Origin of the sequence: Planococcus sp. S3-L1 (assembly GCF_030063085.1) — a bacterium.
GTDB lineage: Bacteria > Bacillota > Bacilli > Bacillales_A > Planococcaceae > Planococcus > Planococcus kocurii.
Genome location: NZ_JASISN010000013.1, coordinates 14,833 through 36,000, shown reverse-complemented (window position 1 = coordinate 36,000; position 21,168 = coordinate 14,833). Strand labels below are relative to the sequence as shown.

At 39.1% G+C, this 21,168-nt stretch carries 20 protein-coding genes; 15 read left to right on the top strand and 5 right to left on the bottom strand.

What is annotated here, in order from left to right:
• Window positions 1–4: 4 nt before the first annotated feature.
• The 8 genes from dapF (at window position 5) to QMF37_RS12455 (ending at window position 10,714) form a co-directional block, all read left to right on the top strand.
• Window positions 5–958: a diaminopimelate epimerase gene (dapF, locus tag QMF37_RS12490; RefSeq protein WP_058385245.1), complete on the top strand. Its 954-nt coding sequence runs from the start codon at window positions 5–7 to the stop codon at window positions 956–958.
• 18 nt (window positions 959–976) lie between these two features.
• Window positions 977–2,623, top strand: a complete 1,647-nt coding sequence (locus QMF37_RS12485) for a sensor domain-containing diguanylate cyclase (protein ID WP_283478421.1) — start codon at window positions 977–979, stop codon at window positions 2,621–2,623.
• A 246-nt stretch (window positions 2,624–2,869) separates the two neighbouring features.
• Entirely contained in the window at window positions 2,870–5,680 is a 2,811-nt protein-coding gene (locus tag QMF37_RS12480) for a 2-oxoglutarate dehydrogenase E1 component (protein ID WP_283478420.1), read from the top strand.
• Between the two features lie 24 nt (window positions 5,681–5,704).
• Window positions 5,705–6,964, top strand: coding sequence for a 2-oxoglutarate dehydrogenase complex dihydrolipoyllysine-residue succinyltransferase (odhB, locus tag QMF37_RS12475; RefSeq protein WP_283478419.1), 1,260 nt, complete (start codon window positions 5,705–5,707; stop codon window positions 6,962–6,964).
• Between the two features lie 89 nt (window positions 6,965–7,053).
• Complete coding sequence (locus tag QMF37_RS12470; RefSeq protein ID WP_283478418.1) at window positions 7,054–7,644, top strand: DedA family protein; 591 nt, start codon at window positions 7,054–7,056, stop codon at window positions 7,642–7,644.
• A gap of 88 nt (window positions 7,645–7,732) precedes the next feature.
• Window positions 7,733–7,933, top strand: coding sequence for a DUF6501 family protein (locus QMF37_RS12465; RefSeq protein ID WP_071154324.1), 201 nt, complete (start codon window positions 7,733–7,735; stop codon window positions 7,931–7,933).
• A gap of 60 nt (window positions 7,934–7,993) precedes the next feature.
• Window positions 7,994–8,851 (top strand): ATP-binding protein, encoded by an 858-nt coding sequence (locus QMF37_RS12460; protein WP_283478417.1) that lies wholly within the window; start codon window positions 7,994–7,996, stop codon window positions 8,849–8,851.
• Window positions 8,852–8,860: 9 nt separating this feature from the next.
• Window positions 8,861–10,714: a vWA domain-containing protein gene (locus QMF37_RS12455; protein WP_283478416.1), complete on the top strand. Its 1,854-nt coding sequence runs from the start codon at window positions 8,861–8,863 to the stop codon at window positions 10,712–10,714.
• A 226-nt stretch (window positions 10,715–10,940) separates the two neighbouring features.
• Here the strand turns inward: QMF37_RS12455 and QMF37_RS12450 are convergent, their stop codons facing one another.
• Complete coding sequence (locus tag QMF37_RS12450) at window positions 10,941–12,122, bottom strand: toxic anion resistance protein (RefSeq protein WP_283478415.1); 1,182 nt, start codon at window positions 12,120–12,122, stop codon at window positions 10,941–10,943.
• Window positions 12,094–12,801: a 5-bromo-4-chloroindolyl phosphate hydrolysis family protein gene (locus tag QMF37_RS12445; protein ID WP_078080448.1), complete on the bottom strand. Its 708-nt coding sequence runs from the start codon at window positions 12,799–12,801 to the stop codon at window positions 12,094–12,096. The genes QMF37_RS12450 and QMF37_RS12445 overlap by 29 nt, the downstream gene beginning before the upstream one ends.
• A gap of 202 nt (window positions 12,802–13,003) precedes the next feature.
• On the opposite strand from QMF37_RS12445, the gene QMF37_RS12440 reads away from it, so the two are divergent.
• The 4 genes from QMF37_RS12440 to QMF37_RS12425 all read left to right on the top strand — a co-directional run bounded on the left by QMF37_RS12440 (window position 13,004) and on the right by QMF37_RS12425 (window position 14,558).
• Window positions 13,004–13,300, top strand: a complete 297-nt coding sequence (locus QMF37_RS12440; protein ID WP_071153007.1) for a DUF1033 family protein — start codon at window positions 13,004–13,006, stop codon at window positions 13,298–13,300.
• Window positions 13,301–13,483: 183 nt separating this feature from the next.
• On the top strand, window positions 13,484–13,684 hold the full coding sequence (locus tag QMF37_RS12435) for a cold-shock protein (RefSeq protein WP_058385256.1): 201 nt from the start codon (window positions 13,484–13,486) through the stop codon (window positions 13,682–13,684).
• Between the two features lie 158 nt (window positions 13,685–13,842).
• Window positions 13,843–14,049, top strand: a complete 207-nt coding sequence (locus tag QMF37_RS12430; protein WP_058385257.1) for a cold-shock protein — start codon at window positions 13,843–13,845, stop codon at window positions 14,047–14,049.
• A gap of 32 nt (window positions 14,050–14,081) precedes the next feature.
• The gene (locus tag QMF37_RS12425; RefSeq protein WP_283478414.1) at window positions 14,082–14,558 is read left to right on the top strand and encodes a YkvA family protein; all 477 of its coding nucleotides are present in this window, start codon (window positions 14,082–14,084) and stop codon (window positions 14,556–14,558) included.
• A gap of 116 nt (window positions 14,559–14,674) precedes the next feature.
• Here QMF37_RS12425 and QMF37_RS12420 read toward each other — a convergent pair whose 3' ends face one another.
• The 3 genes from QMF37_RS12420 to msrA all read right to left on the bottom strand — a co-directional run bounded on the left by QMF37_RS12420 (window position 14,675) and on the right by msrA (window position 17,961).
• Entirely contained in the window at window positions 14,675–16,282 is a 1,608-nt protein-coding gene (locus QMF37_RS12420; RefSeq protein ID WP_071153006.1) for an ABC-F family ATP-binding cassette domain-containing protein, read from the bottom strand.
• A gap of 107 nt (window positions 16,283–16,389) precedes the next feature.
• A complete protein-coding gene (locus tag QMF37_RS12415; protein ID WP_058385260.1) occupies window positions 16,390–16,623 on the bottom strand; it encodes a hypothetical protein in 234 nt (77 codons plus the stop codon).
• An 807-nt stretch (window positions 16,624–17,430) separates the two neighbouring features.
• Window positions 17,431–17,961, bottom strand: a complete 531-nt coding sequence (gene msrA, locus QMF37_RS12410; protein WP_078080446.1) for a peptide-methionine (S)-S-oxide reductase MsrA — start codon at window positions 17,959–17,961, stop codon at window positions 17,431–17,433.
• A 283-nt stretch (window positions 17,962–18,244) separates the two neighbouring features.
• On the opposite strand from msrA, the gene QMF37_RS12405 reads away from it, so the two are divergent.
• The 3 genes from QMF37_RS12405 (at window position 18,245) to QMF37_RS12395 (ending at window position 20,922) form a co-directional block, all read left to right on the top strand.
• Entirely contained in the window at window positions 18,245–19,192 is a 948-nt protein-coding gene (locus QMF37_RS12405) for an LCP family protein (protein WP_078080445.1), read from the top strand.
• Window positions 19,193–19,250: 58 nt separating this feature from the next.
• Window positions 19,251–20,438, top strand: a complete 1,188-nt coding sequence (locus tag QMF37_RS12400) for an AI-2E family transporter (RefSeq protein WP_283478413.1) — start codon at window positions 19,251–19,253, stop codon at window positions 20,436–20,438.
• A gap of 64 nt (window positions 20,439–20,502) precedes the next feature.
• Complete coding sequence (locus QMF37_RS12395) at window positions 20,503–20,922, top strand: sporulation protein (protein ID WP_058385265.1); 420 nt, start codon at window positions 20,503–20,505, stop codon at window positions 20,920–20,922.
• Window positions 20,923–21,168 lie beyond the last annotated feature (246 nt).

Genomic DNA, 21,168 nt, shown 5'->3' with positions numbered 1-21,168 from the left:
CAAAATGGAAATGACGTTGCTAAAAGTCCACGGCTCTATGAACACTTTTTATATGTTTGAAGGTGAGGAACATGAGGATTATGCACAATTGGCAATTCAGCTTTCTTCAATAGATCAAGACATCGATGGAATTTTAGTGATTTTGCCATCAACGATTGCTCATGCAAAAATGCGAGTTTTCAATACTGACGGTTCGGAAGCTTCCATGTGTGGAAATGGTCTCCGTTGCGTTGCTCGGTTTGTGTGTGAACGTGACGGTGTGACCGAAGCGGTGATCGAAACGATGAAAGCTTCTCTTCATGTTAAAAAAGAAGAAACCTTGAACGATAAAATCGAAACTTACGCCGTGGAAATCTCCCCGATATCATTTGCATTAAACAGTTTACCAATGAGTTACTTAAGTAACAGTGAATGGCTTCACAAACCATTGCCTTTTATATCGGAAGAAATTCCATTTTCAGCGGTATCTGTCCCCAATCCACATTTAATTGGCATCGTTCCAGCAGCATTACAGAAAGATACAAGCCATCAGCAAAAATGGGCACACTATTTTAATGAAGAAAACAATTATTTTTCAGATGGTGTTAACGTTAGCTATGTAACGCCAATAGAAAACGGAATCTTCGTACGGACGTATGAGCGGGGTGTTGGGTTTACAAATGCTTGTGGTACAGCAATGACAGCTTCGGCACTAATCAGCTGTCTAGCAGGGCTCGTGCCTTATGGCGACGTAACTGTATACAATCCAGGTGGCATGGTGAAATGTGCTGTCTCTAAAACAGAAGATACTATTCGTCTTCAACTAACTGGTAATGCGACGTATTTATCAGTTGTTAAATTTAACTGGTCTAGTAGTGGGGAAAATAGCTGCATTTTATCTACTGAACCTTTGGATGAGCAAACAGATTACAAAGAATTTATCGAACAAGTTACAACGCTTTCAAGTCAATTTGTGTAATGGAAAGCGGTGAATTAGATGCGAACGCCTTTTACGGTAGAACAACTGGATTTACTTTACAAAAATCTTAAAGATCCAGTTTACTTTATGAAGCAGACGGGTAATACATTCGATTATCTGTATGTTAATCCAATATGTAAAGCGATATTTAAAAAAGAACTAATCGGAACAAATCTTGATGACAGCATGCCACCAGAACTTTCGAAGGAAATTAAAAAGCAGTATTTGATTGCCTTAAAAGTAGGGATGAGACATACTTACCGTGATTATAACCTGTTCAGTGACCTGGATGTGGCAATGGAAACCGAATTGACGCCAATCGTGTTTGAAGGTGAGGCATTTGTGCTCGCAGTAACAAAAAATGTTGCTGATCAGAAGAAAATAGAAGAAGATTACTTGTTTTATGAATCTTTGGTCCAAAATTCTGTAGATCCGATGATTATGATTTCAGCAGAATACATGATTATTGATTTGAATACAGCCTATGAAAAAGCATTTGGAGTAAAAAAACAAGATTGGGTCAGTCTTTTTTATGAAGATATACCCGACAAGCAAAAAGAACTGTTTCGTGCTGGGAAAAATCTTTTAAAACAATTCTCTTCCACATCAGAAAGCACTTCTGTCATCATGAAGCGCAAAAAGCAAAATGGGATAGAAGCAAAGTTTTCCGTCAGTTATTCTCCCGTTAATGAAAATGGCATAATTCGTGCGTTCCACGTTGTCTTTAGGGAATTAACGAGCGAACTGTTATTAAAAAATGAACTGCAAAAAACGGAGAATATTCTGGAAAGCTACAAGGATGCTCTTAATTACGCAGCACTTGTCGCAATATGGGATGTCTCTGGTACGATAGAATTCGTCAATGATAATTTTAATGAATTAACGGGCTATAAATCTGAAGAATTAATCGGCTTAACTATCTCTAAGATAGGAAATACAGAAATTTCTGCAGAACAATACGGTGAGATTCGCAACGTGATTCGAAAAGGTCAGATTTGGCGTGGACAAATTAAAAGTATGAAGAAAAATGGGGACTTTTTCTGGGTAGACTGCACAATCATTCCTTTAATGAATGTAGACGGAAAGACCTATCAAGTTTTATCAATCTTATTTGACGTGACAGACCGAAAGCAGCTAGAAGAGCAACTACATTTTATGGCTTACCATGATAGCTTAACGAGTCTACCGAATCGCCGTTATATGGTCCAACAATTTGAGCGAATCACAAAACAGGCAGATCAAAAAAAAGAACACGTTGCATGGCTCTATGTAGACGGAGATGACTTCAAATTGATCAATGACCAATTCGGCCACGACATAGGCGATGAATTTATTTACCATTTTGGTCAAGCAATTCAAAATAGCGTACGAAAAAACGATTTAGTCGCCAGAATAGGCGGCGATGAATTTTTAGTGGCATTGTGCGACGTTGTTCCAGAAGAAAGCCAGCAGCATATCGAAAAAGTTATTAATCGAATCAATCAAACGCTTTCTGAAGGTTGGTACATTAACGGACATCAATTCACGCCAACATCATCAGCGGGAATTGCCGTTTATCCTGTTCATGGAAATAGTTTTGACAGTTTAGTAAAAAAAGCCGATGCAGCACTCTATTTAGCGAAAGCCAAAGGCAAGGGAACTTGTCATTTCTATTCAAACTACTGACTAAATCTCTGTAAATTGGTCAGATGAGAGTAAGAAAATGGATAAAATCACATTAAATCCTGTTATGTGAATCTTTTCACGAAAATGCTTTGTTTTTCATCGAGGAAGTAGTAAGATTGATAGGGAATTTTAAACTTGTCCTACCTAAGCGCCTTCTGCTTTAAGTCTAATGGGATGCGTGATAAAATAGGCAAGACATATACAAATAAAGTGACTGCCGTCAAACAACTAGTTGGAGGTTTTTTAATGTCTAGCAATTATTCAGATGCAAAATCACCGTGGAGCTCCATTACGGGTCCTAACTTGGGATACATAATGGAAATGTATGACCTGTATCAAGAATCCCCGGAATTGCTTGATCCAGAATACGTTGAACTTTTTAAGCAATACGGATCACCCATTGAAGTTACTGTAGGCCACCAAGCTTCAGCTACAACAGCTGTAGAGCCGAATAATTTTGAAAAGGTTTTGGCTACTGTTCATCTAGCAGAAGCAATTCGTGCACATGGTCATTTGGCATCAGATATTTATCCGTTAAATGATCAACCAAAAGATACGAGTCGTATGGAACCATCAACATATGGCTTGAACGAACAAGATTTAACAGAAGTACCTGTAGCGTTGATTTTAAATAATGCACCGAGCAATGTAACAAATGGCTTGGAAGCGATTAATTATTTGAAGTCTCTTTATACAGATAAAGTTGCTTTTGAATTTTCACACGTAATTCAGCCACAAGAACGCAGCTGGTTGCAGGAGAAAATCGAAGCAGGCGAAGTTAAACCAACACTCGATGCAGACAAGAAAAAACAAGTTCTTGATTTGTTAACTCGCGTTGAAGGTTTTGAAAAATTCGTTCACCGCACATTCGTCGGACAAAAACGCTTTTCCATTGAAGGTGTCGATTCATTAGTTGTCTTAATGGATGAGCTAGTTCAGTTATCTGAATCAGCAGGCACAAAAGACATCATGATCGGGATGGCGCATCGCGGTCGTTTAAATGTGCTTACGCATATTTTAAACAAACCATATGAGATGATGTTTGCCGGTTTCGCGCATGTAGGAGACGATGCTTTTCTACCAGAAGACGGTTCACTTCAAATCACTAAAGGTTGGTTTGGCGATGTGAAATACCATATGGGTGCAGCTTATAAGTCTGCCAATGGAACAAGTGTGAAACTCGCGTATAACCCTTCTCATTTGGAAATTGTCGGTCCCGTTGTAGTCGGGCAAACACGTGCTGCGCAGGAAGTAACGGATGAAACCGGTATCGCAAAAATGGATCCTAAAAAATCCTACGCGATACTTGTACACGGGGATGCGGCATTCCCAGGACAAGGTATCGTAACCGAAACACTAAATTTCAGTCGTGTTAAAGCCTATCAAACAGGTGGTTCTATTCATATTATTGCCAATAACTTAATCGGCTTCACGACAGAGCAATTTGATTCGAGATCAACACATTATTCTTCTGATCCTGCAAAAGGTTTTGAAGTGCCTGTCATTCATGTTAATGCGGATGAGCCTGAGGCAGTAGTTGCAGTTGCTCGTTTGGCCTTTGAATACCGTGCGAAATTTGGCAAAGATATACTAATTGATTTAATCGGTTATCGTCGATACGGACACAACGAAATGGATGAGCCATTAGTGACGAATCCAACCATGTATCATGGCATTCATCAGCATGATACAGTTCGTGAACTGTATGGTAAACAATTAGCAGCTGAAAAAGTGTTATCTGAGGCTGATGTGAAGAAACTTGATACTGATACTCAAAAAGAAATGCAAGAAGCTTATGACAAAGTGAAAGAAAACAAATCTGCAGAATTCCCGAAACTTGAAATTCCGGAAGCTGTTTTAAACGGTTATCCTGAAGTGCCAACGGGCGTTGATAAAGCTGTCTTAACTAAAATGAACGAAGAATTATTGACTTGGCCAACCGACTTTTCAACTTTTGGTAAATTAGCTAAAATTTTAAAGCGTCGTGAAGAGCCTTTTAAAGGAAAAGGGAAAATTGATTGGGCGCATGCTGAAACACTTGCATTCGGTACGATTTTGCAAGACGGCAACCCCATTCGATTGACTGGTCAAGATGCACAGCGAGGCACATTTGCTCATCGTCACCTTGTTCTGCATGATGATAAAAACGGCAATGAACTCGTTCCATTGCATCACATTTCAGATGCTAAAGCATCATTTGTCGTTTACAACAGTCCACTCAGTGAAGCATCTGTATTAGGCTTCGAGTATGGTTACAATGTTGAAAATAATAAAGCATTAGTTATTTGGGAAGCTCAATATGGCGACTTCGCGAATATGGCACAAATGATGTTTGATCAATTCATTTCTGCGGGACGCGCGAAATGGGGACAGAAATCGGGCCTTGTTATGTTACTGCCTCATGGTTATGAAGGCCAAGGACCAGAACACTCAAGTGCACGCCTAGAAAGGCATCTTCAAATGGCTGCTGAGAATAACTGGACAGTCGCGAATCTTTCTAGTGCAGCAAACTATTTCCATATTTTGCGCCGTCAGGCTAAAATGCTTGAGGAAGATTCAATACGTCCATTAATCATCGTTTCACCAAAATCGCTGTTGCGTCATCCACTAGTAGGTGCGTCAGTAGATGATTTAACAGAAGGTCATTTTGAGACCATCATCGAACAGCCAAATATGGGCAAAGCTGTGAAAAAAGTAGAACGTATTCTTTTTGCAAGTGGTAAAATGGCGATTGACTTAGCAGAACGAGTGAAAGACGGAACGGATTATGAATGGGCACATATCGTCCGCGTAGAACAATTGTATCCATTCCCAGCTGAGAAGATTAAAGCGGTTATCGATCGTTATCCAAATGCTAAAGAATTAGCTTGGGTACAAGAAGAGCCACAAAACATGGGTTCGTGGACATTTGCAGATCCGTATTTACGCGAACTGTCAGACGGTAAAGAAGTGAAATACTTCGGGCGCACGCAGCGTCAAAGTCCGGCAGAAGGTGACGGAGAAGCGCATAAAGTAGAACAAACACGTATTATTGACGAAGCATTAGCTAAATTGTAAGGATAATCTAAGGAGGAATTTTTTGTGGCAGAGATCAAAGTACCAGAATTAGCAGAATCGATTACAGAAGGAACAATCGCTCAGTGGCTTAAACAGCCAGGCGAATCAGTTGAAAAAGGAGAATTCATCGTTGAACTAGAAACAGATAAAGTTAACGTTGAAGTTATTTCTGAAGAAGCTGGAGTGGTTCAAGAACTTTTAGCACAAGAAGGCGATACAGTTGAAGTTGGGCAAGTGATCGCGATCGTTGGTGAAGGTTCTGGCGAAGCTGCAACACCTAAAACTGAAGAAGCTCCTAAATCGGAAGAGTCAGCTAAAACAGTAGCTCCTGCAACTCAAGAACCTGTAGAAAAAGATCCAGCAGCTGAAGAGCAATCTTCTTCTGACCGTACCATTGCAAGCCCAGCAGCTCGCAAATTGGCACGTGAAAAAGGAATCGATCTGGCTGCGATTTCTCCAGTAGATCCGATGGGCCGTGTACGCGTTCAAGACGTTGAAGCTCACGGATCACAACCTGTAGCTAGTACACCTGCTGCAAAAGCAGAAGCACCTAAAACTGCTAAACCTTCTTCTGATGAAGAAAATGGTCGCGTTGTTCGTGAAAAAATGACAAGACGCCGTCAAACAATTGCAAAACGTCTTCTTGAAGTAAGACAATCAACTGCAATGTTGACAACATTCAACGAAATCGACATGACAAATGTTATGGCATTGCGTAGCCGCAAAAAAGATCAATTCCTTAAAAATAACGATGTGAAACTTGGCTTTATGTCATTCTTCACAAAAGCAGTTACTGCTGCACTAAAAAAATACCCATATGTTAATGCTGAATTAGAAGGTACAGATGTATTGCTAAAACAGTTTTACGATGTAGGAATTGCGGTTTCAACTGAAGAAGGACTTGTGGTACCGATCGTTCGCGACACGGACAAAAAGAACTTTGCTGAAATTGAAGCAACAATTGGCGAACTTGCTAAAAAAGCTCGCGATAAAAAGCTTTCAATCGCAGACATGACAGGCGGTTCATTCACAATTACAAACGGTGGCGTCTTTGGTTCATTACTATCTACACCGATTTTAAATGGTACGCAAGTAGGTATCCTTGGAATGCACACAATTCAAAAACGTCCAGTAGCTATTGGCGATGAAGTTGAAATTCGTCCAATGATGTACGTGGCTCTTTCATACGATCACCGTGTAATTGACGGAAGCGATTCTGTTGGTTTCTTGAAAATGGTCAAAGACATGATCGAAAACCCAGAAGATCTATTGCTAGAATCTTAATAAATGATGTAAAAGATGGTCCTGCATTGCAGGACTATCTTTTTTTTGTCATGATAAAGGAAAGAGTAGTTTAAAGGCGGGAATGTTCTATGGATATTTCATTTTTAATCGAATTGATACAAAAGCATGGATACATAAGCATGTTCATATTCAACTGGCTTCTGTTATTTGGCTTACCCATTCCAAATGAAGTAGCAGCGGCTTTATCAGGCGTGTTAACAGAAATTAGTGACTTTAAGCCAACTTATGCTTTTTTATCAGCGTATGCAGGATTGATTACTAGCAATACATTTGCTTATTTTATTGGTCGTAGCTTAGGGCATCGCTTGCTAATGCGATTAAGCGGCACCCGTCTGAAGCAACCTATCAGTCGATTTAGTGAGTTTCTGGAAAAAAGAGGAGAATGGGCAATTGCTCTTAGTTTTTTCCTGCCGGGCATTCGTTGGGCCATGCCCTATGTTGTGGGTGCTAACCGCTTTCCGGTTATGCGTTATATGATGTTTGCCTATACAGCTGGATTTGTCTGGCTGCTCGTTTATTTTAATGTCAGCAGAACATTTCCTTATGCCTATGAGACAATTCTCGAGCACGTACAAGTGTTTCTAATTTTACTGTCGTTTGTTGTTGTAATGGTTGTGCTATTGCGTTATTTGTATCGTGCGAAATTTACGAAAAAGTAACAAGGATATCCATCTAGTAAGAGTCTGTTTGAAATTAATCTACTTTTTCCTTATACTGAAGAGAGACAGATAGAAAAGGATGAGGACAATGATTCATAACGAATGGTTAGCAAAAGAAACAATCAAAACCGTTACATGTAAGCATACAGACGCAGCTAAATTTTTGGTCTCGAATGTACTAACTGTAGGTAAAGAATATGAAGTTAAAAACGAAACCGAAGAATTCATTTTTGTAGTGGACAATACCGGAAAAATTGGTGGGTTCTATAAAACTTATTTCGAATCATAATAGAATGATGAAAAGTCGATGGTGTACATCGGCTTTTTGTGTGGAAAAGAGGAGATCCAAATGTCAGTGATTGAGCAAGATATTGCAAATAGACAACAACGAAATCATGAAGAATACGATAAATTGATTGGTAAGTCAGGGTATATTGCACCGGACGATCATCTTTGGCAAGACATTTTGTCTGCAATTGTATTGCGAAAGCCTGTGCTATTAAAAGGACCAACGGGCGCCGGCAAGACAAAGCTTGCAGAAAGTATATCATCGCTTTTTGGCCAGCCGATGCAAAGTATCAATTGTTCTGTAGATCTTGATGCAGAAGCGCTTTTAGGATTTAAAACGTTGGTACAGCGAGACGGACAAAGCATCATCGAGTTTGTTGAAGGACCTGTCGTGACAGCGATGAAAAAAGGCCATTTCCTTTATATCGATGAAATCAATATGGCCAAAGCAGAAACTTTACCAATTCTCCACAGCGCCTTGGACCATCGTCGAATGATGACCAATCCGTTTACAGGAGAAGTGATTAGAGCTCATCCTGATTTCGGTGTGATTTCAGCGATAAATGAAGGCTACATCGGGACTGCACCTATGAATGAAGCATTAAAAAACCGATTTATTGCTTATCCGATTCCATATTTAACGGGTCAGCAATTAGCTGACTTATGGGACCGCGAATTCCCAGATGCACAAGAAAGTTTGAAATCGTTTATCCTGAATTTAGCAGAGGATTTAATGAAACAAGTAAAAAATGGCTTATTATCAGAAGAAGCGGCTTCGATTCGAAGTTTGCTAGATGCAACGGCTCTATCTCAACATATGGACCCTCTGCGCGCAGTACAATACGCCATTGCAGAAAAATTAGATGATGAAAGTGAACGTGATTTGTTCATGGACTTGGCTCATACTTGGAAAAAGTAGGTGGAAATGATGGCATCAGTTAACCGCTTTATTCAGTTTAATAATGAAACCATCGATACGAAATTGCTTCACCAAATGGAAATGCTTGCGGGTGCACTGGCCGATGCACCTTATTTAAAAGTAACAACCCGTAAACTAGTAGAGTTGCGGCCGTCAGAAGCTGCCATGTCGATTAGTGTCTTTTGGCGCCATCGTTCTAAGCGAGTCGAACGCAACGGTTATTTATCGGATATTTATTTAATGGCGGGTGGATTTTGGCGTGATTTCAGTTTAGCTGCGTGGCGCGAGTTTAAGAAAAGTAAGACGACTTTGCCCAATTTAAGAGAACAATTACTGTTATGTGCAGAAGAATTTCGGTTATCTGAAAAGATCAAGACGGCTCGACCAGGAACAGTGGCAGCTTTTGACATAAGAGACATGGTTTATAAGGAATACCACAAAGACCAATCCAAACAAAATCTCAAAAAAGGCTTTAAAGCGGATTTTTTGATCAATGCGGCCTATTTGCGTTTGCGTAATGTTGAAATAGAGATGGAGGGCCTGCCTCGGGCATTATCTTTAATTTGGACTGAATTGTATGATGCGAAAACAACGATGGATTCTATAAGAGTCGTAGATCAAATAATGGACCGTGCTGAATTTATGTTTGAAACAGACGCAATCCATAGCTATTATACATTTGGCGAAGCGTTGGAAAAAGTGCCACCTTTTCATTACCATGAAGGGATTGAAAGTGACAGAGCAGAAGAACCAGAAGAAATTGACACCATTGAAGAATGGTTTGAGTCTTGGCACCGAGAAACCGAGATGAGTGAGGCCCCTGCGATGGAGTTTGAGCTTGAACGTGGCGATTCGCAGCTTGCTGAAGGTGGCAGGGAAGAAGAGGGTAAAGGAGACGTGGAACAAACGGCAAAAGGCGATTCAAGAGGCGAACATTTAGAAGATAGTGATGCAGATGACCGACAAATGACAAGCAAGCCTAAAAAAGCAGAAGGTCAATTTGGCTCAGCGAATGATCAAGTGGTTTATTACGAATCGCGGAGTCAAGTAGACGGCGATCATCGCTTAGAAATTGAAGACTGGCGTCAAAAACAAGCGCCTTACGTACGTGCGTTATTAAAAGAATTAAAAAAACGAATGACACAAAGGCAGGAAGGTGTGCGTAGTAATCTGAACGCAGGCAGGTTATCAAAAAAGTTAGTGCCGCTTGCTATCGAAGAACGACCCAAACCATTTTACCGAAAAACAGCACCTTCTAAAGAATTAGATGCGGTTTTTTGTTTATTGATCGATGGCTCTGCTTCAATGCTTGATAAGTTAGAAGAAACCAAACAAGCTGTGTTGTTGTTTCATGACGTGTTGCGAGGCTTGAATGTGCCACATGAAATTGTGCTGTTTTATGAGGATGCATACGAAGCAAGTGATGCTGAGCAGCCAAACTATTTTGAGTGGATGCATAAATTTGAAGACCGCGGCATAGACCATGCTAAAGAAATCGCTTCCTTTGAAGCCCATGAAGACAATCGGGATGGATTTGCTATTCGCTGGATGAATGGCCGGATAAAGCGCCGGACTGAAAAACACCGATTTTTACTGGTCTTTTCCGATGGTGAGCCATCTGCCTATAATTACGCGCAGAACGGCATAGTGGATACAGCAAACGCTGTAGCAGAAGCTAAAAAACAAGGCATTGAAGTGTTGCATCTGTTTTTAAGTAGTGAATCGATTTCTGAAGAGCAGGCAGCATTTTATCAGATGATGTATGGCAATAAATCCGTTAGCGCCGATTCTTTAGAACAGTTTGTTGAACAAACGTTGCGTTTGTTGAAGCGAAGCTTACATTTGGTAATTCAGACAGGCTGAAGGCGTATAAAGCTAAGCGCAAGTTTTTTTTGATTCTTTTTTGTATAATAGATTATAGTGTTTTCCAGTTAATTGGATATACTGTCCGACCGGACACAAATACTGTCGGGTTTAGCTGAAATACTGTCGGAATAGAGCCTGATACTGTCGGATTTAGATGAAATACTGTCCAAACGACCTTATAGAATAAAATGCCTCTGAAGCTTTAGCTTCAGAGGCATTTTTGTCAGTTGTTATTCGATTCATGACCATCATGAATGGCGAGCAAACGCTGTTTTAAATCTTCTTCCATGCGACCGATTTCAATCTCAGCAGCTTTCCGGTTTCTGCGACCTTCTGACTGGATTTTTAAGGTTTCTTCAATTGTTTCTAATAGATTTTCTTGTGTTTTTTTCAAGGTGTCAATTTCAACAATGCCGCGCTCATTTTCACGAGCTGTTTCGATTGAATTCATTTTCAGCATTTCAGAGTTTTTCAACAGTAAGTCATTAGTAGTTGCAGTGACTTGCTTTTGAGCTTCAACAGCCTTTAACTGTTTGTTTAAAGTTAAAGCAATGGCGATTTGATTTTTCCATAACGGAATGGATGTCATGATAGATGACTGAATCTTCTCTGCGAGCGTCTGGTTGGTTTGTTGAATCATACGAATCTGTGGTGCGCTTTGAATGGTAATTTGGCGTGATAATTGTAAATCATAAAGGCGTTTTTCCAAACGGTCTACATATTGAACCATATCGTTAACTTCTTGATAAACCATTTGGTCCTGTGACATTTCTGCTTTTTTACGTAGTGCTGGAATCGTTTCGCTCATAATTTCATCACGCTTAATTTCTGCAGCAGCGATGTAGACATTTAATGCTTGGAAATAAGTCTTGTTTTGGTCATAAAGCTGTTCGAGCATTTGCACATCATCGAGAAGTCCACGTTTGGAATGATCCAGTTGGATGCTGATGCGGTCCACTTGACTACTAAGCTTTTGGTATTTCGTCATCATTTCTTGGATCGAATACTTAGCTTTTGAAAAAATCTTGCGAATTCCTGATTTTTTACTTTGTGTCAACTCTTCAGGATTCAGTTCTTGTAACTTTTTCATCAAATCATTTAACACATCACCGACAGGACCAATGTCCTTGCTCTGCACATGGTCAAGCATTTTATGCGAAAACTGGCTGAGTTGGTTTTGAGCATTGGCACCATAAGTAAGAATCGCTTCATTATTCCCAATAGGAATTTGTTTAGCAAGCTCACGCGCTTTCGCTTGCTCGTCTTTTGATAAACGATCCATCAACATAACAGGACGTTCTTCTGCTATCTCTCCAAGTGTTTGTTCCTGCGTTTTCATTTGCATACCGAAAGGGGATTCCAATAAATCATCTAACTCACTTCGAGTTGAAGGTTTTTCTGTCATCTTCCACGTCTCCCTCATGTTCAGATTCTGGCTGAACGAGTAATTTTTGATTGTTATGCTGATTGACAGCCAATTGTGCATAATCTAATTCCATACGCAATTTTTCAATGTCGCTGGACAACACACGTTTTAAATCCTGCTCCATTACTTTGTTAAGTGATAGCAGCATTTCCCGTGTGTCTTGCAAAGCAATGCGCATTTCTTGGTCTTTAACGGGTTGTCCAACAAGCAACGTATATTTTTCTGTTAATTCAATTGCTGAATCTAAATGAGAATAAAAAAACGGTTCAGCTAAATAGAACTTCCTTGGGTTTTGTTGCACGATGAGTATGATTTTATTGGCAATTTTCGTCATATCCATCAACTGCTTAAAAGAAGAAATCGAACGAACTTTATAATAATTGCCTTGCAACTGTTTGATTTTTTCTTTGCCTTCTTTTATTTGGGTTCGCACATTTTTTAACTCGCTGCGCGTCATGCCAAGACTTTTGGAGTCCGTAGAAATTTGAACTTGCTTAAGGGTGCTGTTGCTAGCGATATAAGTTCCGGCTGCAACTGCTCCAGAAGCAATCAACCCAATTTCTGCACCTAAATAAAGGACTGGGAACATCACAGCCATTATCGGCAGACTCACGGATTGTCTCTTGATAAAATTTTCAATTGGCTTTAAGGGCTTCATGCAAAGGGCCTCCTTCACTGCTACTTAATCTATACGTCCTGCGCATTGAAAAGTTTCATTTCACTGCACTTGCTACTCTATATTTTACGTGAAACAAGAAGTCAATACAAACTTTCGAAACTCGTAAAAAAAATGAATGAAACACTTTACAAGCCTATTAAGATTTGGCACAATGCTAACTAGGGAGAAATGAGGCTGTTGCATGCATGACATTATTTACATAAGAGCAAATTTTGAACCTTGGTGGATGTTTGAGGGATGGCAAGATCAAATTATTTCGCAACAACAGTTCACTTTAGCGGAAAACGCTAGAAACTACCTTGAAGAATTAAAAAAAGAATTCAGCCAACGATTTGCTGAAAACGAGCAAAGAGAGATAGCTTTTTCCTGCTATTGGAATGAAGAAGAAGTAGAGTACTGTGAATCATGTGAAGAAGATTTGCAAATATTTCACGGCTTGATTTGGTTATTTAATGGGAATCCTCAAACAAGTTTTTAGATTTGTTTGACATTTGTGGTCAATTTGATATAATAAATGAAACAATATGAAATCTTGACCAATCACAGCTATTCACATATTCCCAAAAGTGATCAGCAAGTAATGGTACTTTAGGGAATATGTGAATTTTTTATTGAAAAAGATTCCATATTAAAATTTTTCTTACTACAGGAGGTAATTTACATGCAAGAAGGAACAGTAAAATGGTTTAACTCAGAAAAAGGCTTTGGTTTTATCGAAGTTGAAGGCGGAGACGATGTATTCGTACATTTCTCGGCAATTCAAGGTGACGGCTTTAAAACGCTTGACGAAGGGCAACGTGTTGAATTCGAAGTAGAAGAAGGCAACCGTGGACCACAAGCGACAAACGTAACTAAAGCATAATAACCAAGAACCGCTCTTTCGGGAGCGGTTCTTTTTAATGGAATGAAAAAAGGTAATGTCCGTTAGCAATTGATTAGCTTTAATCGGCAAGGTTTTTATTAAGTGTCAGAAGGGTATAAAAAGATGACTGGATAAAGACGATATGGGAGGTTTTCAAAATGGAAGGCAAAGTGAAATCATTTGATGAAAATAAAGGAATCGGTATGATTCTAGGTGATAACGGGGAAGACTTTTTTTTCGAGGAAATGAATATTAACGTAGAAGGATTCCGAAAATTGAATCCAGGTCAACCAGTAAAATTCACCATTTTTGAAGGTGTAGCTGACAAAGAACGTGTAGCCACTAATATTACCTTAGTATTTTAATGGTTAACAGAATGCCCAAGGGGGACAAACAAATGACGAATGAGTATTTGAAAAAACCGATGCCAAGTGAAGAAAAGCAGCATGACTTTTACCAAAAGTTACGGTTAAAAGTGCAGAACTGGGTAGATAGTAAACCAGGGGTTGTCGGAACAGTGAGCGGGTATGTTTTGTTTGCTCCTGATTTGTTCCATTTGTTAACGAGGTTAATGCTTGATAGCCGAATTGATTCGAAAAGTAAAGCGGCTATTGGTGCTGGGATTATGTATTTTATCGCACCCATTGATTTCTTGCCAGAGATTCTCGTAGGACCTGGTGGATTTTTGGATGATGTTGTTGTTGCGGTATTCGTTATCAATACGATGTTAAACAAATTCCCAACAGAAGTCATTACCGATCACTGGGCAGGCGACGAAGATCTATTAGCGCTTGTTAAAAAAGTATCAAATTCAGGAAACGAATACGTTTCCAAATTACCTGCAGGGAGATTAGTAAAACGTTTCACCAAATAAACAATAAAAAAAGCTGAAGATCTGTACAGATCTTCAGCTTTTTTCTGCCTAACAGAAAAAAACAGGCTCCCTCAGTCGTGCGAGAGGAGCCTGTTTTAAGTCAACTAAACGATTGATTAGTTTGTAATGCCTTGCGTCTCTTTCCATTCTAAATATTCATCGTAGCCTAATTGCTTATCAAGAATTGAACCGTCTTCACGGATTTCAATGACACGGTTTGCAACGGTTTGGATAAACTGATGATCATGAGAAGTAAAGACCATGGCGCCTTTAAAAGCAATCATGCCGTTATTTAATGCTTGAATCGATTCAAGGTCCAAGTGGTTTGTTGGCTCATCTAGTAATAGAACGTTAGAATGAGAAAGCATCATTTTCGAAAGCATACAACGTACTTTTTCGCCACCAGATAAAACAGAAGGTTTCTTTTTCACTTCTTCACCGGAGAATAGCATTCTACCAAGGAAGCCGCGCAAGAAAGTTTCGCTTTCGTCTTCAGGTGAGTACTGACGAAGCCAGTCTACTAAGGATGTTTCGCTGCCTTCAAAGTAGGATGTGTTGTCGAGTGGCAAGTAAGCACGTGACGTTGTCACACCCCAACGGCTGTCGCCTGTTTCGGGTTGGTCTTCTTCAGCGAGAATACGAAGAAGCGCGGATTTAGCAAGTGGATCGCCAATCAATACAATTTTGTCTTCTTTACTCATATTAAAGCTAATGTTGTTTAACAATTTCTTGCCGTCTACAGTTTGACTAAGATCTCTAACTGTCAACACATCGTTGCCGATTTCACGGCCGACCGTAAAGTTAACAAACGGGTATTTACGAGAAGACGGACGAATATCATCCAGCTCAATTTTATCAAGCATTTTTTTCCGTGATGTCGCTTGCTTCGATTTAGATGCATTGGCAGAAAAGCGGGCGATAAAGGCTTGAAGTTCTTTGATTTTTTCTTCTTTTTTCGAATTTTGATCTGATGCCAAACGTGTCGCTAATTGACTTGATTCGTACCAGAAATCATAGTTACCTACATACAGCTGAATTTTACCGAAATCAAGATCGGCGATATTCGTGCACACTTTGTTCAAAAAGTGACGGTCATGTGATACAACGATGACTGTGTTCGTGAAGTTCATTAAGAAGTCTTCTAGCCATTGAATAGCTTTCAAATCTAGATGGTTTGTTGGCTCATCCAGTAATAGAACATCTGGTTTACCAAACAAAGCTTGTGCCAAAAGCACTTTTACTTTATCTGACCCTGAAAGTTCAGCCATTGTTTTGTCGTGAAGATCCTCAGAAATGCCAAGTCCTTGCAAAAGAATAGCTGCTTCAGATTCTGCTTCCCATCCGTTAAGTTCAGCGAATTCGCCTTCAAGTTCAGCTGCGCGCATGCCATCTTCGTCAGAAAAATCTTCTTTCATATAAATAGCGTTTTTCTCAGACATGACTTCATATAACTTTTTATGGCCCATAATAACTGTTTCAAGGACAGCATGCTCTTCGTACTCAAAGTGGTTTTGTTTTAATACCGCTAAGCGTTCACCAGAACCCATATAGACATTTCCAGACTGTGCTTCAAGTTCACCAGAAAGAATTTTGATGAATGTCGATTTACCAGCACCATTGGCACCAATTAATCCGTAGCAATTACCAGGGTTGAATTGAATATTTACATCTTCGAATAGTTTGCGATCACCAAAGCGAAGACTCACATCGTTTACTGCTATCATTTATACGTACCTCCCAAATTTCACAATAAGATTAGTATACCACGAAATCCACGGAAATCGATAGCAATCGCCCGTGGTCTCGGATAAACTAAAAATAGAAGCAGGTTTTATCTGGATTTGCGTTCTAAATAAGCTTCCAACATACCTAGCTCTTTATTTAATAAGTATTCCATCTGAACATAATCACGCCGACCGGGAATATGCTCTTGGGTCAGGCCTTTCATCGAATAGATAAAATAATAGCCACCAATTTGACGGAATAAAACGACGACATGAGGAAATTCATCGAAAATCGCTTTTATATTATAGCGCTTTGCGTAACTCCAATTTACGAGTTTCATTGACAACCCGCCTTTCACACCTCTATTTTAAATGAATAGACAGTGGGAACACAAGTTTGTATTCATTTATAAAATAAAGAAAATTTGAGTAAGGAATAAAAATTATAGTAGGATTATAATAGATTTGAGCGAAGATAGAGAAATGATGCTGACCAACGTTTTTTGAAAGGATTGCTTTCACATAAAGTACTGCTAGGATTCTTAAAAGGTAGGCCTTTTTATGTAAATTTTATGGTGACAGACTAGCATCGTTTATCGCAGTCAGTAACTTACCGAGTTTAGTAATTGCTATTTCGCTATGCGGACTTTTTCTGAATGGTTTGTTTATCATGTTTAGTAGATAGCGATAATTGCTATCTTGTTTTTCTTATTGCACAATAAAAAAATTAATCGATTTTTCCAGGTTCCATTTCAAACAAAGCTTTAATGGATTTAATTTGGATCGAAACAAGCCAAGAAAGATAGAGAGATATTAAAGGGAAGATGATGCACCAAGACGAAACCATCGTAAATGATAATTCTGAATTGGGAAAAAAAGTCGTGAAATACCAATAATTATAGCTTAAGGTTAAAACCATCGTTACAATCGGTCCAATGTAGATGCGTCTAGTGATAATGGACAGTAAAATTCCGATTCCAATAACAACGATGGGAACGACTAGCAATTACATAATGATTGGGTCAATAGATTCAATAAACTTCAATCGAGTACCTCCCTGAAAACGAAGAATAAAGTAAAAAAATCTAAACCAATTTTTTATTAGTTGAATAATCAGTTTATTTTAATGGGTAAAAAAAGCTGACACATTAAGCGTCAACTTTTTCCCAAGTAGAGGAAAGAAATTCATCGCGACCAGATGCTGCTCGGTCGTTTTCGTAGTGTTCGGGATTTTTCTTGTGAAAGTCTTGATGATAATCTTCAGCTGGGTAAAAAGGTGTGGCCTCACGGATTTCAGTGACAACCGGTTTAGTGAAACGTCCGCTGTCGTTGAGTTCCTGCTTTGACTTTTCCGCAATCACACGTTGGCGTTCATTATGAACGAAGATGGATGCACGATAAGAGGGACCACGGTCTTGAAATTGACCTTCGTCGTCTGTCGGATCAATTTGTTGCCAAAAAATATCGAGTAATTGTTCGTAAGAAAAGACATCAGGTTGGAAAGTGATTTCCACAACTTCCAAATGACCTGTTGTTCCAGATTTTACTTGTTCGTATGTAGGGTTTTCAACATGTCCCCCACTATAGCCTGAAACGATCTGTTCAATGCCGTCAAACTGATCGAACGGTTTGACCATGCACCAAAAACAGCCGCCAGCAAATGTCGCTTTTTCCGTCATTTAATCGTCTCCTGTCAGCTTGATAAGAAGAATCTTACCACTCTAGTGGATTTCCGACAATAAAAATGTCTTCTCTATTAATACTAGCAGTGGAACGCTTCCTTTAGCTTACTGAATTTCGGTATAATAATGTGCTGATGGTGAACGACCGCCAAGTATATTCACGGAATGGGGACCAGCACTATTTATTTTATGTCCAGTTGCACTATTTAAAAAATGTCGAAACTTAATGATCACGATAACGTCTTATTGACGTGAAAGTTTAGAAAGGAGTGCATTCCTTATGGAAGAAGAATTACAACCCATTAAAAGAAAAAGACGCAGAAAAAGAAGATTTCGACTGCGTGGTATCATCTTCCTGCTCCTGATTGTCTTGGTCGCTATTGGTACTTATGCATTCATACAATTTAAAAATGGTGAAAGTTTGGCAGATCAATCACAACAAGAACCTGTTACCTTCAATGAAGACGAAGCAAATGGAGAATATGAAAATATTTTAGTGTTAGGTGTGGATTCACGCGGGGAGGAGAAGTCTCGTACAGATACGATGATGCTCGTAACACATGACAAAGTGAACGGCGAAATTAAATTAACTTCATTTATGCGGGATATTTATGCAGATATTCCGGGCTATCAATCTTATAAACTTAATACCGCTTATTATTTGGGCGGTGTTGATTTACTTGCAGAAACGTTAAGAGGTATGTTTGGTGTAGAAATTCATCATTATGCACTAATCGATTTTTCGAGTTTTGAAAGTCTTGTTGATGTAGCTGCACCAAATGGTGTGGAAATTGATGTCGAAAAAGAAATGTCTGAATATATCGGTGTTTCTTTAACACCAGGTGTTCAAAAATTAACTGGTAAAGAACTTTTAGGATATGCTCGTTTTCGTGCCGATAACGAAGGAGATTTTGGACGAGTACGTCGTCAACAGCAAGTTATTACAGCGATGAAAGATGAAATGGCTAGTGTTACGGCTATTCCAAAACTTCCTAAGTTAGCTGGAGCATTACAAGGTTATGTCCAAACCGATATGCCGTTACTGGACCAAGTGAAGTTAGCGGCGCAATTAGCAACTGGAGGAGGCGGGGAAGTTGAACGATTGACTTTGCCGGTTGAAAACAGCTATAGCTATGGGAATTATTCTCACGCGGGCTCAGTTTTGGATATCGATGTTGAACAAAACAAACAGGCGTTACGCGAATATTTGTCGCAACCCTTAGACTAACTTTGTTATAATTATGCTAATATGAAACTATAGAGTTTATTCAGAAAAGAGGAAGCTTATGCAGTCAGAGGACAAGCCATCATTCTTTGCTACTAGTTATATTCGCTTTTTAGGTGGCAGAAACACCCTATTCACGCTAATTTCGTTGCTTTTGCTCGGATTGGTGGTATATATTTTTAGAGAAGTTTCGTTCTTGTTTCATCCTATTAGCGTTTTCATGAAAACAGTCGTGCTGCCGATTGTATTGGCATTGGTTTTCTTCTATTTATTGCGACCGATTTTGCGTATGTTGGAGAATTTTAAAATAGCGCGTATTTGGGGAATCGTTATTATTTTTCTTGGCGTAATTGGACTAATCACCTTACTAATCGTCTTGGTTTTTCCTTTTTTACGCTCCCAATTCGAAACATTAATCGTTGATTTCCCAAAATATTTTATGCAATTATTGACGAATGTAGATGGATTTTTGAGAACATCATTTGTCGGCGACTACTATAGTGAATCTAATTTCACGATTGATACCTTACTTGCTACGTTGCCTGCAAATATAGCAGATACGTTGCAAAATACAGTAACCAGTGTCATTACTGGGATTACGGGGTTAATTTCGACGATTACGGGCGTTATTTTGTCGATTGTTATTGTTCCATTTATCTTGTTTTATCTTTTAAAAGACGGCGAAAACTTGCCGGATTATTTCTTGAAACTTTTGCCGCCAAGATTCCGCGATGATACACGTGAAGTATTCGCAGAAGCAGATAAGCAACTAGGTGCTTATATTCAAGGTCAGTTAATTGTTGCATTTTGTATTGGTGTCATGGTTTATATTGGGTTTTTGATTATCGGTATGGAGTATGCATTATTATTAGGAGTCCTAGCAATGGTTACGAGTGTTGTTCCTTATATCGGTCCGGCAATTGCTATTGCACCAGCTGCTATTATTGCTTTAGTAACGTCACCATTCATGCTCGTCAAGCTGGCGGTTGTTTGGACTGTTGTACAATTAGTTGAAGGCAACTTGATTTCACCGCAAGTCATGGGCAAGACGATGTTTATCCATCCAGTGACAATTATTTTCGTCTTATTAACAGCAGGTTCCTTGTTTGGCGTCGTCGGTGTAATTCTAGGAATACCGATGTACGCTTTAGTGCGGGTATTGGTTTCTCATTTTTATAAATTGTTTAAACGTCGCTATAATCGACACGAAATCAATTTAGAAAATCAATACGATTATACAGATTTGTAGTCGTGTTTCAAAATGATCGAATTGTGGTATATAAGTACTAACAAAAGTTGGGGGTTTCCACGATATGAAGTTTAAAGATTTTTTATCATCTATTGGCATTGGGTCACTAAAAGTGAATACAGTGGTTGAGATGCCACATTTAGAAGAAGGCGAAACACTGAATGGTACGATTTATCTTGATGGTGGGGACGGAGAACAGACAATTGATTTTATCGAATTGAATGTCATAAGACTCGTTGAAGATACACGAGATGACAGCGACTTTGATTTTTTTGAAACCATCATTGCGAAACAATCAATGGAGTTTGCAGGATCGGTCAAGTCAAAAGACACGGTCATGCAGCAATTTGAAATTGTTCCAGATGAGCGTTGGATGTTAGAACACCCAAAAGCTAAATTGATTTTACGAACTATTGTCCATGTCAAAAATGGCGTTAATGCAAGAGATGAAGACCTTATCACATATGGGCCGTTAGAGAGCTGAAGTGCAGCTCTCTTTTTTTTATGTAATAAAAGCGAAAGAATTTCTCAATTGAAAAGCAATGCAGTCAATTCTATTAATAATAACATTATGTAAACTAAAAAGAGCCTATTTATCCCATGCAAATCAACTGAAAAGGTACAGAGGCTCTGTTTTTATTTACTATGTAAAATATTACATAAGGTATTAATTGAAATTCAAAACAAAAACATGCAATACAAGAAAGATGAAAAAAAGGAAATTCTCTTT

Excerpts from the sequence above, each read along its gene's own strand:
- QMF37_RS12480 (WP_283478420.1), top strand. The coding sequence starts at position 2,870 with ATGTCTAGCAATTATTCAGATGCAAAATCACCGTGGAGCTCCATTACG.
- QMF37_RS12415 (WP_058385260.1), bottom strand. The coding sequence starts at position 16,623 with ATGAAACTCGTAAATTGGAGTTACGCAAAGCGCTATAATATAAAAGCG.
- QMF37_RS12400 (WP_283478413.1), top strand. The coding sequence starts at position 19,251 with ATGCAGTCAGAGGACAAGCCATCATTCTTTGCTACTAGTTATATTCGC.
- QMF37_RS12455 (WP_283478416.1), top strand. The coding sequence starts at position 8,861 with ATGGCATCAGTTAACCGCTTTATTCAGTTTAATAATGAAACCATCGAT.
- QMF37_RS12450 (WP_283478415.1), bottom strand. The coding sequence starts at position 12,122 with ATGACAGAAAAACCTTCAACTCGAAGTGAGTTAGATGATTTATTGGAA.
- dapF (WP_058385245.1), top strand. The coding sequence starts at position 5 with ATGGAAATGACGTTGCTAAAAGTCCACGGCTCTATGAACACTTTTTAT.
- QMF37_RS12430 (WP_058385257.1), top strand. The coding sequence starts at position 13,843 with ATGGAAGGCAAAGTGAAATCATTTGATGAAAATAAAGGAATCGGTATG.
- QMF37_RS12420 (WP_071153006.1), bottom strand. The coding sequence starts at position 16,282 with ATGATAGCAGTAAACGATGTGAGTCTTCGCTTTGGTGATCGCAAACTA.
- QMF37_RS12405 (WP_078080445.1), top strand. The coding sequence starts at position 18,245 with ATGGAAGAAGAATTACAACCCATTAAAAGAAAAAGACGCAGAAAAAGA.
- QMF37_RS12395 (WP_058385265.1), top strand. The coding sequence starts at position 20,503 with ATGAAGTTTAAAGATTTTTTATCATCTATTGGCATTGGGTCACTAAAA.
- QMF37_RS12470 (WP_283478418.1), top strand. The coding sequence starts at position 7,054 with ATGGATATTTCATTTTTAATCGAATTGATACAAAAGCATGGATACATA.
- QMF37_RS12485 (WP_283478421.1), top strand. The coding sequence starts at position 977 with ATGCGAACGCCTTTTACGGTAGAACAACTGGATTTACTTTACAAAAAT.
- QMF37_RS12440 (WP_071153007.1), top strand. The coding sequence starts at position 13,004 with ATGCATGACATTATTTACATAAGAGCAAATTTTGAACCTTGGTGGATG.
- QMF37_RS12425 (WP_283478414.1), top strand. The coding sequence starts at position 14,082 with ATGACGAATGAGTATTTGAAAAAACCGATGCCAAGTGAAGAAAAGCAG.
- QMF37_RS12445 (WP_078080448.1), bottom strand. The coding sequence starts at position 12,801 with ATGAAGCCCTTAAAGCCAATTGAAAATTTTATCAAGAGACAATCCGTG.
- QMF37_RS12465 (WP_071154324.1), top strand. The coding sequence starts at position 7,733 with ATGATTCATAACGAATGGTTAGCAAAAGAAACAATCAAAACCGTTACA.
- QMF37_RS12460 (WP_283478417.1), top strand. The coding sequence starts at position 7,994 with ATGTCAGTGATTGAGCAAGATATTGCAAATAGACAACAACGAAATCAT.
- QMF37_RS12435 (WP_058385256.1), top strand. The coding sequence starts at position 13,484 with ATGCAAGAAGGAACAGTAAAATGGTTTAACTCAGAAAAAGGCTTTGGT.
- msrA (WP_078080446.1), bottom strand. The coding sequence starts at position 17,961 with ATGACGGAAAAAGCGACATTTGCTGGCGGCTGTTTTTGGTGCATGGTC.